Here is a 16560-nt window from a genome sequence, read left to right on the forward strand (position 1 = left end):
GTTCGCGTTGAGCATCGAACCGGGACAATTCGAGACACAGAACGAGGTCTGATATGCAATTGCTGACGGTAACAGTCGTCAAACCCGGAGCGACAAAGTTCATCCTAGGGCAAACTCGCTTCATCTAGTCCGTCGAGGATCTTCACGAGGCGATGGTCAGTAACGTCCCGGTATCAAGTTTGGTTTGGCCTTTTGCGAGGCATCAGGCAGGCGCCTCATGCGCCGGTCCGGCACCGATTCCAACCTGATCGGGCTGGCGTGCGAGAACGCCATGACCATCGCTGCCGGCCACAACTCCGCGATTTTTCCGGGCGAAGGTTTTCCCCGGTCAATGTTCTCAACGCCATCAAGGATGGTGCCGGAGGTGCGCGCTACGGCGCATAGATCCTGATTGCGAAAGCGCATCAGGGGCGCGGTATCCTGGGAGGGGTGGAGGGTCCCGCCGGTTGGCGTGAAAAATGAGGAAAACGTTCAACGGCGCAAAGATTTGTTGCGCGCCCTCGGTTACAAGGCTTACCGGGGCTGTATCCGCTCTACACGCATAAACGCCTTTTTGCATTCAGGTCACTTCTGATCGCCGCCGGAACGTCCGGCGCCGAGTGCTTCGAGCAATGGCCGCAGGGTATCCAGTTCTGCTCCGAAGCCGCTCCAGTCTCCTGCCTTCAGTCGCTCGATGGCGCGGTCGTAATGGGCTAGCGCCTCGCGTGCGCGCGCGTTCGCTGTGCCCCCCGCTGGCGATGCCGTTTGCGAGGTCTTTTTGAAAAGCGCCGCCAGAGCTTCACCCAGGCTGTCCTCCATCACCACACGGTCACCGTAGGCGGCGATCACCCGCTTCAATTCCGGTAACTGCCCGGACGCCGCGCGCAAATAGAGTGGAGAAACGTAGAGGATCGAGTTCTCGATTGGCACGACCACAAGATGACCGCGAATCACGCGTGAGCCCATCTGGTTCCACAGCGAGATCTGCTGCGAGATCTCGGTGTTTTGCTGAATACGCGCTTCGATCTGAAACGGCCCATAGACCAGCTTGTCCTTGGGGAATGTATAGACGATGAGTCTGCCATATCCGGACGGATCGCAGCGCGCCGCCAGCCATGCAACCATGTTCTCCCGCTGGCTCGGCACCATCGGCAGCATGAGGATGAACTCGGCGCGTGCGTCGCCGGGGAGTCGCATGATCGTGTAGTACGGCGGCATGGTGCTGGCGGCGCTTCCGCCATCCATTCCGACCAGCTCCCGGGGAAACTGCCACAGATCCTCGCGATTGTAGAAGACCTCCGGCGCATCCATATGATAAGCGCGGTAGACCTGTGCCTGGATCAGGAACAGGTCTTCGGGGTAGCGGATATGCTGCCGAAGCTCCAGTGGCATCGCGTCCAAGGGCTTGAACAAGCCGGGGAAGATGCGCTCGTACGTGCGCAGGAGCGGATCGGCGGGGTCGCTGACGTAGAAATCGACCGTGCCGTTGTACGCGTCGACCACGACCTTGACCGCGTTGCGGACGTAATTGGCGCCGTCGCCGAAACCTGGCCGGGAGTAAGGAAACCACTGGCTGACGGTGTAGGTGTCCTGTATCCAGAAGAGGCGCCCATTGCCTGCGACAACATAGGGGTCGTGATCAAGACTCAGGAACGGCGCGATCGTACGCACGCGGTCCTGAATGTTGCGGTGAAGCAGGATCCGGCTCTGGTCTGTGATATAGCCGCTCAACAGGATGTTGGGGTCGTCGAGCTGCCAGGCGAAGAGAGTACGGCGCGCCACGCTGCCGATGGTGACGCCGTCGCGCCCGTTATACGTGGTGTAGGCATTGTCAGCCCCTTTTGGATAGTCGAATTCAGCCACATTGCCCGTCACGATGACGTAATCCTGCCGGCCTTCACTGAAATAGAGACGTGGTTCGCGAAGGGCTGGGCCGCCTTGGGATGCGGGCGGAATATCCCGCAGATAAAAGGAGGGCAAGCCCTCGGTGGATTTCTCGGTGACCGGAGACATCACGACGCCGATGCCGTGAGTGAAGATAAGATGCTGGTTCACCCAGGTTTGGGCGTTCGGCGGAAGCATCGCCGGTTCCAGTTCACGCGCCGACAGCATCACCTGCCTGTAACCGGTGTCAAGCTGGTAGCGGTCGATGTCCACCGAGAGAAATTTGTAGTAAGTCCTGATCTCCTGCAATTGTGCGTAGGTGTCCATCAGCGGCTGCACATCCCATAGCCGGATGTTGTCGATGGTCGCGCGATTGGTCTGCAGCGAGTCGAGAGTCAGTTCCTGCCCGGCCTCGAACGGTTGGACCGCAATCTGCGCGAGGCCGTAAGCCTGTCGCGTTAGCGCGATATTGTGCTCGATATAGGGAGTTTCCAGCCGCAGCTCGCTCGGTTTGACATAGAAGCGCTGAAACAGCGCCGGATAGATCACGGCGGACGCAAACGAACTGCCGAACACGAGCAGCACAACAATGGCCGGCAGCCGGTAGCTCCGCCAGCGCGTGTTGATCCAAAGGGCGACGGATGAGGTCGCGGCAAGGCCGACAAGCATCCATAGGACCGGCAACTCGACATGGACATCGGTATAACTGGCGCCGGCTACGACACCGTTGTCGCCATAGAGCAGGAGAAAGCGGCCGAGCCACCATGACCAGGCCTTCACCGCAAAGAACAAGCCGAGCAGTGCCGAACCATGAGTGATGGCGGCGGGCGAGAGCGTCCGTGGTGGCCGCTCCAGTGCGACGTCGCCGCGCAATCCGTAGACAGCACCTGCTGCGATCGCGCTGCCGAAGGTTAGACGCAGCAGCCAGTTCTTGAGCGCAACGTACGCGGGGAGCGAGAAGAGATAAAAGCTGATGTCCCGCTCAAAAATCGGATCGCGCTCGCCAACTGGCACCTGGTAAATAAAGCGAAGCGCGATGTCCCAACACGAGATTTCGCTGGCGGCGATAACCAGTCCAAATACGACCGCGACGCAGGCAATACTGGAGCGCCAGGGAATACGCGGCGCGATCAGTTCGACCACATCGCCAGTGAGTTCCATCGCACCGGACGGGCCGACTGCTTCCGCTCGCGAGTTATCGAGGCCCCTCGCGTAACGATGCGCCAAAATCCCAGACAGCCATACGGCGAATGCCGAGACCGCGAACACGGCGGCAAAAATCAGCGCTCTCGCGGAAAGAATGGTCCAGAAAACGCCAACATAGCCGATTGAAGAGAACCACAGCCAGTCGACCAGGAAGCCGGTGATGCGTCCGACGACAATCAGGCCGGCGATGAGGGCCATCGTCGTGATTGCATACCGTCTCAGTCGCCCGCCGGACTTCACTCCTGACCGCATGGTCTCCTCCTGCGTAGGGCGTCGCCTATGCCTGCTGCGATCGAATCAATCGCGCACGGCCGATCTGCCGGGCGCGCGCCTGAATGGCGTGTCAACGCAGCCCGGAAAATCCGCGCATAGCCATCCATAACCGGCGCAACGCAAGCTCGAGTGAAGCGGGTTCAGACCGGTTAAATGATTGTAGTTCGGCATGCCTATTGACACCGGCACGGCGCGCAAAACGGCGCCTTCGTCCCCCGGCGGGAGGCAAGGACGCCGCATGTCACGTCACAGCCGCAGACAGATAATGCCATTTTGGTATAAAGTAGATGCCAAATGGCAGAAGGATGCAATCATGAATCTTACCGGAAGGGTGTCAGCCGACTCACTGCTCGGCGGTCGCACTGTGTTCCCACGCGCGCCCCGGTCGGGTCTTGAGTGGGTGGACGTGGTCCGCCATGGGATTTCGTCCCGGGCGCTCGACGCGATGCTCAGATCGATCGGATTATCGCAAGCGGAATTGGCGCAGGCACTCGATATCCCCGAGCGGACTCTGGCGCGTCGCAAGCGCGAAGGTGTCTTGAGTCGTGAAGAGTCAGCAAAGCTGCTGCGGCTTGCGCGCGTGGTCGCGCGCGCCGCCGAGGTTTTCGAGGCCCTTGACCCGGCACTCGCCTGGCTTAAGACTCCGATCGCTGCGCTGGAGGGCGCGACGCCCCTCAGCCTCGTGGATACTGACATCGGCGCCGATAGTGTGATGGACACGCTCGGGCGCATCGAGCATGGCGTCTTTGCGTGATTCTCACCGTGTGGCGGGTGGTCACCCAGCGGTATGCGGATACCGCTTTCTCGGGAGAGGGCGCACGACTCTACGGTGGCAGGTGGAATCCCAAAGGCGTCGCGATGGTGTACACGGCGCAAACGCAATCGCTGGCGCTTCTGGAGATGCTGGTCCAGGATTCGCCGTTGCGTGCGCATTATGTGATGATTCCAGCCAGATTCCCGGAAACTATCGTGGAACGGATCGATTCAGCCAGTTTGCCTGTCGACTGGCGGGACATCTCCGCGCGCGCTGAACTGCAGCAGGTCGGGACGACGTGGTCGCAGACGCGCGCTAGTGCCGTGCTGGCTGTTCCCAGTGCAGTCGTTCCTGCTGAAACCAATTATCTGCTCAACCCCGATCACACGGATTTTGTCCATGTTGAAATCGGAGCCCGTGAGGAGTGGCTGACTGATCCGCGGTTACTGCGGCGTGCCGCGGCGCCGCTGTAGCAAGCGGCGCGCAAGCCGATAGGCGTGGCCGGGTATCAGTTGCCTCGACAGGTGCCAGCATCACTGGAAATACAAAGCTGCCGTAGATCGATCCGGTCGAAGCAGTGCTTCGGCGAGGTGCGCGACGAGGTTTTGTCGCAATAAAGAGGTGAGGTCAAGCAGAGGCGATATCTTGAGTACTACTTATGCCGCCAACGCGTAGAACTGCTGCGCTGCAGACCGCGCGGTGCGGTGGCGACACGTCATCTGCCCTTTTTTAATCATGTGCATGACTTGGATGCCACCCAGTAAGATGCGAGCGCAACGAAAACTCTTGAACCCCAGCATGGCACGAATACGGCGCTTGATAGCCCGATGATCCTGCTCGACGACGTTGTTCAGATACTTGGCCTGACGAATCTTGATTGACGTATCGCGGTCGGCGTTGATCGCATGCAGCCCTGCGAGATTGGCGCCGCTCTTGTCGATCGTCACCGTCTCCGGAACACCGTTTTGATCGATGGCCTTCTGGAAGTAACGCTGGGCGGCCACCTTTTCCCGCTTGGCTCGCAACAGAAAGTCAACCGTATCGCCCGCTTTATCAACGGCCCGGTACAAGTACTTCCATTCACTGTTGACCTTGACGTAGGTTTCGTCCATTCGCCAGCTTCTACCGACTGTGCGTTTGTGTCGCCGAAACGTTTTTTCCAGCGTCGGCAGAAGTTTGATGGCCCAGCGATGCACGGTCGAATGATCGACCGAAACGCCCCGCTCGGCCATCATCTCTTCCAGATGACGCAGGCTCAGCGGATAGGCCACGTACCAGCGCACACAAGTCAATATCACATCCAGCGGATAGTGCAGCCGTTTGAGCACCTTGTTCATACCCGCATTCAAGCTCGTCATCGTAGATCAAGTCTTTTTCGTTTGCCCGGCGCCACGATAGCAGATCGTCTTAATGCGACAGAGCCGGCGAGCGCGTCAAGACTGACCGGCGCGACGCGATCAAGCTGGTGCGCTCTCTGCGCGCGGGTGATCTGTCTGCCGTGCACGTACCGACCGTGGAGGACGAAGCGTTTCGCGACCTTGCCCGTGCCTGGTCATCAGCGAGAGAAGACCTCAAGCAGGCGCGATGCCGGCTGAAACCGTTCCTGCTCCAGCATAGTGTGAATTACATTCGGCGTGCTGACTGGGGCCGAGCCACCGACGTTGATTAAGCATATTCTCGTTCGACAGCGGATGGCAACAACTGGCATTTAACGAACACCGCCGCACGATCGAGGATCGCCTGGCGCAATGCGAACGGCTGGAGACTGCGCTGCGTGAAGCGGTTGGAGACTGGCGCTTCTATCCTGCGGTGCTGGCACTGCAGGCGATGCGGGGCATCGACTTCACGTCGGCTGTGGGCCTAGTGTCTGAACTGGGCGATCTGTCGCGCTTCGAGCACCCGCGTCAGCTGATGGCATAGAAACAACGCCCGACAACCACCTCATCACGAACGATCGCGCGGCATCGCCTGCAACGTATCGACGATTTCGCGCATCAGCGCTTTTCTGTCATCCGAAGCGCGCTGCACCATGCCGACCGTGCGCAGCGTCGGCGGGCTCGAAATCGGGATCACGCGAAGCAGCGGGTCGTTCAGCCAGTTGCCGCGTATCAGCAGCGGCAGCACCGCGACGCCGACTTTCTCGCGCACCAGCGCGACAATCGTCTCGATCGAATTCAGTTCGAGATACTCGTTGACCATCAAGCTCGCTTTCTCCAGCGCCTGCTCGACCACCTGCCCCGTGCGCACGCGCCGGTCGAAGCGCAAAAAACCGTGCCCACGCAAGATGCGCTGCGGGTCGTTATCGGCGATGTCGCGGCTCACCACCAGCACCATCGGTTCGGTGTAGAGCGTGGTCCATTTGAGCGTGTCGGGCAGCGTCTCGTCCGCGCGCGCGACCACGGCCGCGACGTCCACATCGCCCGTTTCGACCATGCCCGCCAGTTCGTCCGAGCGCGCCGACAGCAGCCGCACGTCGAGCCGCGGGTGCGTCGCCTTCAGCCGCGCGACGGCGAGCGACAGCGCGCCGATCACCGACACCAACGCGCCGATCGTGACGGGCCCTTCCATCGCGTCAGTGGGCTTCGCTTCGAGCTCGGCGAGCAGGTCGAGAATCTGCTCGACCTTCGGCCAGATTGTCAGCCCGTGCTGGGTCAGCGTGATCTGCCGCCCGCGACGGTCGAACAGCTGACGGCCCAGCGCTTCCTCGAGCCCGCGCATCTGCAGGCTGACGGCCGCCTGCGTCAGCGCGACCTTGTCGGCGGCCGCCGAGAACGAGCCGGTGCGGGCAACTGCCCTGAAAGACTTCAGCATGCGCAGCGTCGGCATTCGTTCCATCCATGAGAAAAACTTAAGCATCGAAAAGAAACTTTAATATTTTATTGTACGTTCGCAGCCAGATAATCGTTTTCATACCGATCTGGAAGGATGAGCCACGCAATGCGGAGTAAACAGGCATGACCGCAGCAGAACGCCGGCCGGTTCTCGATGTACAAGGCTTCTCGCTGAAGTTTTCGAATGTGCCCGCCGTGCCGAACGTCGTCGACGGCGTGTCTTTTCTCGTCCACGCGGGCGAGACGCTGTGCGTGGTCGGCGAGTCCGGCTGCGGCAAGAGCGTGACGTCGCTCGCGCTGATGGGGCTGCTCCCCAGCCCGCCCGCGCGGCGCGTCGCGGGCACGGCGCATTTCGAGGGCGTGGATCTGTTCGGGCTGTCCGAGCGCGAACTCGCCGACATTCGCGGCAACCGCATGTCGATGATCTTTCAGGAGCCCATGACCTCGCTGAATCCCGCCTACACGGTCGGCGAGCAGCTCGGCGAGAGCATCCGGCGGCATCGCGGCGTCGGTCGCGCAGCGGCGCGCGAAGAGGCGCTCAAGATGCTGCGGCTGGTTCATATTCCCGCGCCCGAAACGCGGCTCGATGCGTTCGCGCATCAGCTGTCGGGCGGCATGCGCCAGCGCGTGATGATTGCGATGGCGCTCGCGAACGGCCCGCGCCTGTTGATCGCCGACGAACCCACTACCGCGCTCGACGTGACCATTCAGGCGCAGGTTCTGGCGCTCGTGCGCAATCTGCAGAAAGAGACGGGCACGGCGATGCTGCTGATTACGCACGATCTCGGCGTGGTCGCCGAAGTGGCGGATCACGTGGCGGTGATGTATGCGGGCAAGATCGTCGAGTACGGCACGGTGTCCGATCTCTTCGACGATCCGCAGCATCCGTACACAATCGGGCTGATGGGCGCGATTCCGTCCGTCGGCAAGCGCGAGGGGTCGCTCGCGACGATACGCGGCTCCGTGCCGACGCCCGAGCAGATGCCGCGCGGCTGCCGCTTCGCGCCGCGCTGTCCGTTTGCCGAACAGCGTTGCATCGACGCCGCGCCGCCCGAGCGAACGCTCGAAGGCGAGCATCGCGTCGCCTGCTGGCTCGCGCCTGTCGAGCAGCTCGTGAAGCCCGCGCAGCAAAAGGAGCTGACATGAGGCCCGCGAACGCGTCACACATCGCGACGCCCATCATCGAAGCCAGCGCGCTCACCAAACGCTTCGGCGGCGAGCGGCAGATGTTCACGCGCACGCCCACGGTTCATGCCGTCAACGAAGTCTCGTTCGCCGTGCAGACGGGCGAGACGTTCGCGATCGTCGGCGAATCGGGCTGCGGCAAGTCGACGCTCGGGCGCATGCTGCTGCGTTTGATCGACGCGACGCAAGGGCGCGTGCTGTATCAGGGCGAGGACATCACGCATTGGGAGGGCGCGAAGCTGCGCCGCTTGCGCCGCGACATGCAGATCATCTTTCAGGACCCGTTCGCGTCGCTGAATCCGGGCATGACGGTCGGGCAGATCATCGGCGAGCCAGTTGCGTTTCACGGTCTCGCGAGCAGCGGCAGCGAGCGCCGCGAACGCGTCGCGCAACTGCTGACCAAAGTCGGCCTTCAGCCGGCGTATGCGCAGCGCTATCCGCATGAATTCTCCGGCGGCCAGCGGCAGCGCATCGGCATCGCGCGGGCGCTGGCGGGCGAGCCGAAACTGATCGTCGGCGACGAGCCCGTGTCGGCGCTCGATGTCTCCGTGCAGGCGCAGGTGATCAACCTGCTCGAATCGCTGAAGGCCGAACTCGGCCTCACGCTGATCATGGTCGCGCACGATCTCGCCGTGATCCGTCACATGAGCGACCGCGTCGCGGTGATGTATCTGGGTGAAATCGTCGAACTGGCGCAGGTCGACGAACTGTTCGACGCGCCGCTGCATCCGTACACGCAGGCGCTGCTGCGCGCGATTCCCGCCAGCAGTCCGCACGAGCGCCGCACGAAGCCCGCGCTGCAAGGCGATCTGCCCAGCCCGACGGCGCCGCCGCCCGGCTGCCGCTTTCATACGCGTTGCCAGCACGCGAAGCCGCGCTGCGCGCAGGCGCGCCCGCTGTCCGAAACGCTGCCGGGCGGACGGCAGGTCTCGTGTCATTTCTGGCGCGATGTGCAGAACGCGGGCGGCGGCATGCCGCTCGTCGCGAGCGTCAGCACGAAGCTCAACGAGCGCCTTGCGATTTATCGCGAGAAGCAGAATCAGACGCAGACCACACTGAGCGCCGAAGCGAACCGGTAACGATCACCCATGGCAACCCGAACCGCAACAAGGACACGACGCATGCGAAGAATGTTGATTGCCGTTGCGCTCGCATTGAGCGCTTCCGCCGCGATGGCGCAGACCACCATCCGCATCGGCCTGCAGGACGATATCGGCTCGCTCGACCCGGCGCGCAGCGTGCAGTTTGTCGACCGGATCGTGTTCGCGTCGCTGTGCAATTCGCTCGTCGATGTCGCGCCCGATCTGAAAATCGTGCCGATGCTCGCCACGTCGTGGACCACGGGCGACGACGGCAAATCGCTGACGTTCAAGCTGCGCCAAGGCGTCAAGTTCCAGGACGACGAGCCGTTCAACGCCGCCGCCGTGAAGGCGAACCTCGACCGCTACCGCACGCTGCCGACCAGCAACCGCAAGAGCGAATTGTCGTCGGTCGATCATGTGGATGTGATCGACGACAGCACCGTGAAAATCGTGCTGAAGCAGCCGGACGCCGCGCTGCTCGCCACGCTGTCGGACCGCGCGGGCATGATGCTCGCGCCGAAAACGCTTAGCGACGCGGCAGGCGTCGCGTCGCATCCCGTGTGCTCGGGGCCGTACAAGTTCGTGCAGCGCGTGCAGAACGATCGCGTGGTGCTCGAGAAGTTCGCCGGTTACTGGGACGCGGACAAGTATCCCGTCCAGCGCGTGGTGTTCCAGCCGATTCCCGACAGCACCGTGCGTCTCGCGAATCTGCGCTCGGGCTCGCTGGATATGCTGGAGCGTCTCGCGCCGTCCGACGTCGCCGCCGTCAAGAGCGATGCGAACCTGCAGTTCAAGCCGGTGACGGGTCTCGGCTTCTACTACGTGACGTTCAACATCAACAACGGCCCGCGCGGCAACGGTCCGCTGAAGGACAAGCGCGTGCGGCAGGCGTTCGAGCTGTCGATCGACCGCGATGCGATCGACCAGGTGATCGGTGCGGGCATCTTCACGCCCGCGAACCAGGGCATTCCGAAATCGAGCCCGTACTACAACGCGTGGCTGCCGACCCCGAAGCGCGACGTCGCGAAGGCGAAGGCGCTGCTGAAGGCGGCGGGCCAGGAGCATCCGACCATTGAATTCGCGTATCCGAACAACACGGTCGCGAGCCAGATCACGCAGATGCTGCAGGCCATGCTCAGCGAAACGGGCATCACGCTAAAGCTGCGTCCGAGCGACTACGCGACGGAACTGAACGCAGGCCACACCGGCGACTTCGAAGCGATGTACACGGGCTGGTCGGGGCGCCTCGATCCCGACGGCAACCTGCATCAGTTCAACACCTGCGCGGGCAACCTGAACTACGCGCACTACTGCAACCAGCAGGTCGATTCGCTGCTCGATTCGGCGCGCACCAAGCAGACCCAGGCCGAGCGCAAGTCCGACTACGACGCCGCGGGTAAGATCCTCGCCGACGACGATCCCATCGTCTACATCTACGCGCAGCCCTGGCCGTTCGTGCTGTCGAAGAAAGTGCAGGGCTTCACGCCTTACGCCGACGGTCTGGTGCGCCTGCGCGGCGTGTCGATCAAGGGCTGATCGTCATGCTGCCGATCATCGCGAATCGCCTGCTCGTTGCCGTGCCGACGCTGATCCTGGTGTCGATGCTGATTTTCGGCTTGCAGAAGCTGCTGCCGGGTGACCCGGTCCGCGCGATGGCGGGCGAGGATCAGGCCCCGCAGCTGATCGCGACGCTGCGGGTCAAGTATCACCTCGATCAGTCCGTGCCGACGCAGTACGCGCTATGGATGCGCGATGTCGCGCACGGCGATCTCGGTTCGTCTTTGCGCACTGACGTGCCCGTGCGCGCGTTGATCGCGCAAAAGCTGCCCGTCACGATCCAGCTCGCGGTGATGGCGATGATTCTCGCCATTGGCATCGGTATTCCGGCGGGCGTGATTTCGGCGGCGAGCAGGGGCGGGCCGCTCGACTACGCGGCAAACATCTTCGCGCTGTCGGGCATGTCGATACCGAATTTCTGGCTCGGCATCATGCTGATATTTATCGTGTCGGTGCGCTGGCATCTTTTGCCGTCGTCGGGTTATGTGTCACCGGGCGAAGATTTCTGGCTCAGCATCAAGGCGATGCTGATGCCCGCGTTCGTGCTGGGCGCCGCGCTCGGCGCGCAACTGATGCGCCATACGCGCAGCGCAATGCTCGGCGTCTTGCGCACCGACTACATCCGCACGGCGCGCGCGAAAGGGTTGCTGCGCGGCGCCGTGGTCGTCAAGCACGCGTTCCGCAATGCGCTGATTCCCATCGTCACCGTGCTCGCGCTGCTGTTCGGCGAACTGCTCGCGGGCGCCGTGCTGACGGAGCAGGTGTTCACGATTCCCGGCTTCGGCAAGCTCGTCGTCGATGCGGTGTTCAATCGCGATTACCCCGTCGTGCAAGGCGTCGTGCTCGTCACGGCGGTCGCGTTCATCGTCGTGAACCTGTGCGCGGATGTGCTCTATATCCTGCTCAATCCCCGACTGAGGCGCAGTTGATGGCTACTTCAATCGATCCCCGATCCGCGTCGGCGGCCGCCGCGTTGCCGCGTCGCAAACGCCGGGGGCTCACGCGCTTCATGCGCAATCGCGCGGCCGTGTTCGGTGCGTTTCTGGTGGCGCTCATCGTGATCATGGCGTTGTTCGCGCCGTGGCTCACACACTACGACCCCGTGCAGGCGAGCTTCATGACCGTGCGCCAGGCGCCGTCGGAGGCGCACTGGTTCGGCACCGACGAACTCGGCCGCGACGTGCTGAGCCGCCTGCTGTATGGCGCGCGTGCGTCGTTGCTGGCGGGCGTCGTGTCGGTCGGCATTGCCGTCGTGCTCGGCGTGCCGCTGGGATTGATCGCCGGTTACTTCGGCAGGTTCGTCGACGGCGTGATCTCACGCATCGCCGATGCGCTGCTGTCGATCCCGTTCCTGATTCTCGCGATCGCGTTGAGCGCGTTTCTCGGCCCGAGCCTGACGAACGCGATGGCCGCGATCGGCATTTCGGCGATGCCGCGCTTCATTCGCCTCACGCGCGGCCAGGCCATCAGCGTGAAGGCCGAAGAATATGTGGAAGGCGCGCGCGCGATCGGCCTCGATCACGCGCGGATCATGCTGCGCTACATTCTGCCGAACGTGCTGCCGCCCATCATCGTGCAGGCGAGCCTGACGGTGGCGAGCGCGATCATCGCCGAAGCGAGTCTGTCGTTTCTCGGGCTCGGACAATTGCCTCCCGCGCCGTCGTGGGGCTCGATGCTTAACACGGCAAAAGACTTCGTGAGCCAGGCGCCGTGGATGTCGATCTTTCCCGGCATCGCGATCTTCCTGGCCGTGCTCGGCTTCAATCTGCTCGGCGACGGCCTGCGCGACGCGCTCGATCCGCGCGAATCGTGATGCTTTTCGTGCGCTACGGCTTTCGATGGCGCGCGGTCGAGCCAGCAAAACCACCAGAGTGACAACATGACAAGCTTCGACTGGCAGAACCCTTATCCGACGCTGCGCATGCCCGTGTTCGCGCGCAACATCGTGTCGACGTCGCAGCCTCTCGCCGCGCAGGCCGGGTTGCGCATGCTGTGGAAAGGCGGCAATGCCGTCGATGCGGCCATCGCGGCAGCGGCGGCGATCACCGTCGTCGAGCCGGTGTCGAATGGACTCGGCAGCGACGCGTTCGCGCTCGTGTGGGACGGCAGCAAGCTGCACGGGTTGAACGCGTCGGGCGTCGCGCCCGCTGCGTGGAACGTCGATTATTTCAGGCGCAAATACGGCGAAAACAACGGCGTCGCCGTGCAGCCCGTGCGGGGCTGGGACACGGTGACGGTGCCGGGCGCGATCGCGGGCTGGGAAGTGCTGCATCGGAAGTTTGGCTCGCTGCCGTTCGCCGATCTGATGGAGCCCGCCATCGAGATCGCCGAGCGCGGCCATGCCGTGGCAAACGTCGTCGCGCGCAAGTGGGCGGACGCCGTGCCCGAACTGAAGAACCAGCCGGGCTACGCCGATACGTTCATGCCGCGGGGCCGCGCGCCCGAAGTCAGCGAACTGGTGAAGATGCCGGGCCACGCTAAGACCTTGCGCATGCTGGCCGAACGCGGTCCGCGCGCCTTCTACGAAGGCGAAATTGCCGAACGCATCGCGGCGTTTTCCCGCGATTGCGGCGCGGCAATGACGCTCGACGATCTGCGCAACTACCAGCCCGATTGGGTCGAGCCGATCGGCAAGAACTATCGCGGCTACACGGTGCACGAGATTCCGCCGAACGGGCAGGGCATCGCCGCGCTGATCGCGCTCGGCATTCTCGAACAGTTCGACGTGGCCGCGCTGAAGCTCGACGGCATCGAATCGCAGCATCTGCAGATCGAAGCGATGAAGCTCGCGTTCGCGGATTTGTACCGCTACGTCGCCGATCCGCGCTCGATGGAAGTGACTCCTGCGCAAATGCTCGACGATGCCTATCTGAAATCGCGTGCGAAGCTGATCGATCCGAAGCGTGCCACGCACTTCGGCTTCGGCATGCCGAAGGCGGGCGGTACGATTTACCTGTCGGCGGCCGACGAGCGCGGCATGATGGTCAGCTTCATCCAGTCGAACTATATGGGCTTCGGCTCGGGCTGCGTCGTGCCTGAGATGGGCATTTCGATGCAAAACCGTGGCTGCGGTTTCTCGATGGACCCGAAGTCGCCGAATGTGGTCGAGGGCGGCAAGCGGCCGTTCCACACGATCATCCCGGCGTTCCTCACGCAGCAGGTCGACGGCAAGCAGGAAGCGGTCATGAGCTTCGGCGTTATGGGCGGCGACATGCAGCCGCAAGGGCACCTGCAAACCGTGGTGCGCATGCTCGATTACGGCCAGCAGCCGCAGGCGGCATGCGATGCGCCGCGCTGGAAGGTCAACCGCGATTTCTCCATAGATATCGAATCGACGCTCGATCCGCAGACCTCACGCGCGCTCGAAGGCCTGGGCCACACGATCAAGTCGATCGATGATCCGTATATGGATTTCGGTTCGGGCCAGTTCATCTGGAAGCTCGATCGCAACGAGCCTGAGCGCGGCTATGTCGCTGCAAGCGACAGCCGTCGCGATGGGCTGGCCGCAGGGTTCTGAGCGTCGCATCGGCGACCGGCACCTCGGCGCTCGCGTCGCGCGCCGACCGTCCCTGCGGCAACGCGCGAAAGCGTCAGCGGACGCCTTCGCCACCTTCATTCGCGAATATTGCCTCGTTGTTCTTGCGTTCGACGCGCCGCGCCGCCTTTTCGACCGCAAGTCAGTACTCGCGCATTGCGCCGATCCGCTCCTGGTCCGCGTGCACGGAAGCCATCGCGTTCCGCACGCGCGCCTTCAGGACGGTGGGCTGCGCGTATTTCAGCACGCTGTCGGCGAGCCCGAGCAGCAGCGCCTAGTCATAACGGGCCGCCTCGCCTGCGGCGCCATTCGCCAGCAGCAGGATAGGCACGCCTTCGATTCGCGGCTCCTTTCTCAGGGCCGCGTACAGTTGCGGTCCCGTCGTGTCGGGCAGCGTCGCGCTGACGAGGATCACCATCGGCAGACTGTGCAGCGCACATTCGCACGTGTCCGGAGATACCCATCCGGGTCAATCCGACGCGATAAACGTATCGGCTTGCCGTCTGGTGGAACCGCGTGCCCTTGATCCGCGCCAATTTTCAGAGCTAAACGCCGTCTCCAGCACGAAGACGATCACCAGTTAGTGAATGTCATGCATATACGCGATGCCAACTTCCAGCGCGAGCTCAGCGAGCCTTTTGTCCAAGCTCCAGATCGATGCGCCGGGAGTCATCAAAGTTGACGCGAGCAGCGTAAGATCGCTGCTGCCACAGCCTCGACCGTAAAACTGCCTTGCCTCGATGAACTCCATCACCTCGGTCCATGTCGCGTGCCTCGCATGTTGCAACAGCCCGATATCGTGGAGGGTCCGGGCGCGGGGTGCAGGCGGAGTACCACAGGCGAGTTCGACAAGGACGACTGGATGCGTAAGCGCCTGGTCGCTCGTTATCAACTGAACAAGTCTCGTGTTGGCGCGACGGAAATGATCAACCCATACGGATGTGTCAATGAGGACGCTCATTGGACCGCGGGCTCGGATCGGCGACGTGGGACGTCAGGCATACCGGGAGCGGCGCCACCCAGGGCTGCCAGACGCTTACCCGCCTGAACGCGAACAAACGTCTGCATTGCTACCCGGAACAGGTCTGCCTTATCCATGTCAGGGTCGGCAAGTTCGAGAGCTCGCTCGTATAGGTTGTCGTCGATCGTAACAGTGGTGCGCATCCTCGCCTCCAATTTGATGCCGTTCCGCATCAATTATAGCATCAACGGGCCCTCTATGTTTTTGCTCGCCGCATCAATAAATTGACATAATCAGAACCGCGGCGCGTCACGCGTTCGCTGACGCTGCAGTACGACCGGGTAATTTACCTGCTCGATGACACGGAGGCGAACCGCCGGCTGGTCGGACGCTACATTGATGTGTACGAGTATCCCGACGGGCGCATCGAGATCCGCGCGGATGGCATCGCCCTTCCCTGCAGCCCATACGACCGGCTCTCCGAGATTGATCAGGGTGCGGTGGTCGACCACAAGCGGCTGGGGCACGTGCTGCAGGTCGCGCAACTGGTTCAGGCCGACCGTGACAACCGCCGTGCATCGGGTTCGCCGTCACGAACCAACCAGGGGCAGACGCCGAAACCGAAGGAACGCCGGATCGGCACCAAGAAGCAGCGCGAAATCACGGTCGATGATCTGAACACCGCGATTGGCAGAGCGACGGTCAGTCTCCAGGACTCTGTCATCAAAACCTCGTCAAGGAGATAGCAAAGGCACAAACCACGACACTTCTACTTTGCTGCCACTACGACACTTCAGAATGGCCTCGACAAGTGTCGAACGTGCGGGTTAAATGGGACTAGCGCCAACCTTCGAGGTGGCTGACAGCTTCCTTCTCTTCAGCGTAGCCGAGTTGAAACGCGGTATTGACCCACTGCTGGAACAGGTCCCATGCACCGCACAGCTCCCAGAAGAACGAGCGCAGCTGCCACTGGAGGGCGTTCACGTCGGGCTCACCGTCGCGGCGCGCCAAAATCTCCGTGATCCTTGCGAGCGCCCCTTCGGCGCCGCTGATCGAGACGCGGTAACCGTCCGACCCTGCTTGCAATTACCCACTTCGATTCAGGGCGAGTTCATAACCGAGTTGAATATCGGTGAGGCGCCGCATGCCACGCCACACGACGGTATTACCTGGTGGCGCATCACTGGCTCGGCCCAGATAGCCTCCAAGCCGGGCGACCTTGATAAGGTTTCGCAGGAGCGGTGGTGCCTGCGCGGTAAGCGGCAAGTCAGGGACTATGCACTCGAGCAATTCTATTTCCGTTGAGGTGAAGG

General features: G+C 62.5%; 16 protein-coding genes and 3 pseudogenes. 11 read left to right on the plus strand and 8 right to left on the minus strand.

The features are described from left to right. Positions 1-53: 53 nt before the first annotated feature. Positions 54-514, plus strand: a pseudogene (locus F759_RS41500) (adenosine-specific kinase); the annotation flags it as partial. 50 nt (positions 515-564) lie between these two features. On the opposite strand, the gene F759_RS0130445 reads toward F759_RS41500, so the two are convergent. Then, complete coding sequence (locus F759_RS0130445) at positions 565-3321, minus strand: UPF0182 family membrane protein (protein ID WP_027803177.1); 2757 nt, start codon at positions 3319-3321, stop codon at positions 565-567. 334 nt (positions 3322-3655) lie between these two features. On the opposite strand from F759_RS0130445, the gene parS reads away from it, so the two are divergent. Both parS and F759_RS0130455 read left to right on the plus strand, forming a co-directional pair. Next, on the plus strand, positions 3656-4096 hold the full coding sequence (parS, locus tag F759_RS0130450) for a type II RES/Xre toxin-antitoxin system antitoxin (RefSeq protein WP_027803178.1): 441 nt from the start codon (positions 3656-3658) through the stop codon (positions 4094-4096). After that, the gene (locus F759_RS0130455; protein ID WP_244438953.1) at positions 4093-4569 is read left to right on the plus strand and encodes an RES family NAD+ phosphorylase; all 477 of its coding nucleotides are present in this window, start codon (positions 4093-4095) and stop codon (positions 4567-4569) included. The genes parS and F759_RS0130455 overlap by 4 nt, the downstream gene beginning before the upstream one ends. A gap of 183 nt (positions 4570-4752) precedes the next feature. On the opposite strand, the gene F759_RS0130460 is transcribed toward F759_RS0130455, so the two are convergent. Further along, positions 4753-5454 carry an IS6 family transposase gene (locus F759_RS0130460; RefSeq protein ID WP_027803180.1) on the minus strand — a complete coding sequence of 234 codons (702 nt, stop codon included), beginning with the start codon at positions 5452-5454 and terminating at the stop codon, positions 4753-4755. A 59-nt stretch (positions 5455-5513) separates the two neighbouring features. On the opposite strand from F759_RS0130460, the pseudogene F759_RS39020 reads away from it, so the two are divergent. After that, a pseudogene (locus F759_RS39020) lies at positions 5514-6013 on the plus strand (IS110 family transposase); the annotation flags it as partial. A 27-nt stretch (positions 6014-6040) separates the two neighbouring features. Here F759_RS39020 and F759_RS0130470 read toward each other — a convergent pair. Further along, a complete protein-coding gene (locus F759_RS0130470) occupies positions 6041-6922 on the minus strand; it encodes a LysR substrate-binding domain-containing protein (RefSeq protein ID WP_027803181.1) in 882 nt (293 codons plus the stop codon). Between the two features lie 128 nt (positions 6923-7050). Here F759_RS0130470 and F759_RS0130475 point away from each other — a divergent pair, with 128 nt between their 5' ends. The 6 genes from F759_RS0130475 to F759_RS0130500 all read left to right on the plus strand — a co-directional run bounded on the left by F759_RS0130475 (position 7051) and on the right by F759_RS0130500 (position 14268). Next, positions 7051-8073 carry an ABC transporter ATP-binding protein gene (locus F759_RS0130475; protein WP_027803182.1) on the plus strand — a complete coding sequence of 341 codons (1023 nt, stop codon included), beginning with the start codon at positions 7051-7053 and terminating at the stop codon, positions 8071-8073. Continuing rightward, positions 8070-9191, plus strand: a complete 1122-nt coding sequence (locus F759_RS0130480) for an ABC transporter ATP-binding protein (protein ID WP_036025623.1) — start codon at positions 8070-8072, stop codon at positions 9189-9191. Before F759_RS0130475 ends, F759_RS0130480 begins: the two co-directional genes overlap by 4 nt. Positions 9192-9233: 42 nt before the next feature. Beyond that, on the plus strand, positions 9234-10730 hold the full coding sequence (locus F759_RS0130485; RefSeq protein WP_027803184.1) for an ABC transporter substrate-binding protein: 1497 nt from the start codon (positions 9234-9236) through the stop codon (positions 10728-10730). A gap of 5 nt (positions 10731-10735) precedes the next feature. Next, positions 10736-11680: an ABC transporter permease gene (locus F759_RS0130490; protein ID WP_027803185.1), complete on the plus strand. Its 945-nt coding sequence runs from the start codon at positions 10736-10738 to the stop codon at positions 11678-11680. Further along, a complete protein-coding gene (locus F759_RS0130495) occupies positions 11680-12564 on the plus strand; it encodes an ABC transporter permease (protein WP_027803186.1) in 885 nt (294 codons plus the stop codon). Before F759_RS0130490 ends, F759_RS0130495 begins: the two co-directional genes overlap by 1 nt. 66 nt (positions 12565-12630) lie before the next feature. Continuing rightward, on the plus strand, positions 12631-14268 hold the full coding sequence (locus F759_RS0130500) for a gamma-glutamyltransferase family protein (protein ID WP_027803187.1): 1638 nt from the start codon (positions 12631-12633) through the stop codon (positions 14266-14268). Positions 14269-14560: 292 nt separating this feature from the next. Here F759_RS0130500 and F759_RS44480 read toward each other — a convergent pair whose 3' ends face one another. The 3 genes from F759_RS44480 to F759_RS44485 all read right to left on the minus strand — a co-directional run bounded on the left by F759_RS44480 (position 14561) and on the right by F759_RS44485 (position 15450). Further along, positions 14561-14704: a hypothetical protein gene (locus F759_RS44480; protein WP_244438954.1), complete on the minus strand. Its 144-nt coding sequence runs from the start codon at positions 14702-14704 to the stop codon at positions 14561-14563. Positions 14705-14866: 162 nt separating this feature from the next. Continuing rightward, positions 14867-15247, minus strand: a complete 381-nt coding sequence (locus F759_RS0130515; protein ID WP_027803189.1) for a type II toxin-antitoxin system VapC family toxin — start codon at positions 15245-15247, stop codon at positions 14867-14869. Then, positions 15244-15450 carry a DUF2191 domain-containing protein gene (locus F759_RS44485; RefSeq protein WP_027803190.1) on the minus strand — a complete coding sequence of 69 codons (207 nt, stop codon included), beginning with the start codon at positions 15448-15450 and terminating at the stop codon, positions 15244-15246. The genes F759_RS0130515 and F759_RS44485 overlap by 4 nt, the downstream gene beginning before the upstream one ends. Positions 15451-15648: 198 nt before the next feature. On the opposite strand from F759_RS44485, the gene F759_RS0130525 reads away from it, so the two are divergent. Further along, complete coding sequence (locus tag F759_RS0130525) at positions 15649-15993, plus strand: hypothetical protein (protein WP_027803191.1); 345 nt, start codon at positions 15649-15651, stop codon at positions 15991-15993. Between the two features lie 91 nt (positions 15994-16084). On the opposite strand, the gene F759_RS0130530 is transcribed toward F759_RS0130525, so the two are convergent. Continuing rightward, positions 16085-16333 carry a hypothetical protein gene (locus F759_RS0130530; protein ID WP_027803192.1) on the minus strand — a complete coding sequence of 83 codons (249 nt, stop codon included), beginning with the start codon at positions 16331-16333 and terminating at the stop codon, positions 16085-16087. After that, a pseudogene (locus F759_RS43750) lies at positions 16334-16560 on the minus strand (IS4 family transposase); the annotation flags it as partial.

Origin of the sequence: Paraburkholderia dilworthii, assembly GCF_000472525.1 — a bacterium.
GTDB lineage: Bacteria > Pseudomonadota > Gammaproteobacteria > Burkholderiales > Burkholderiaceae > Paraburkholderia > Paraburkholderia dilworthii.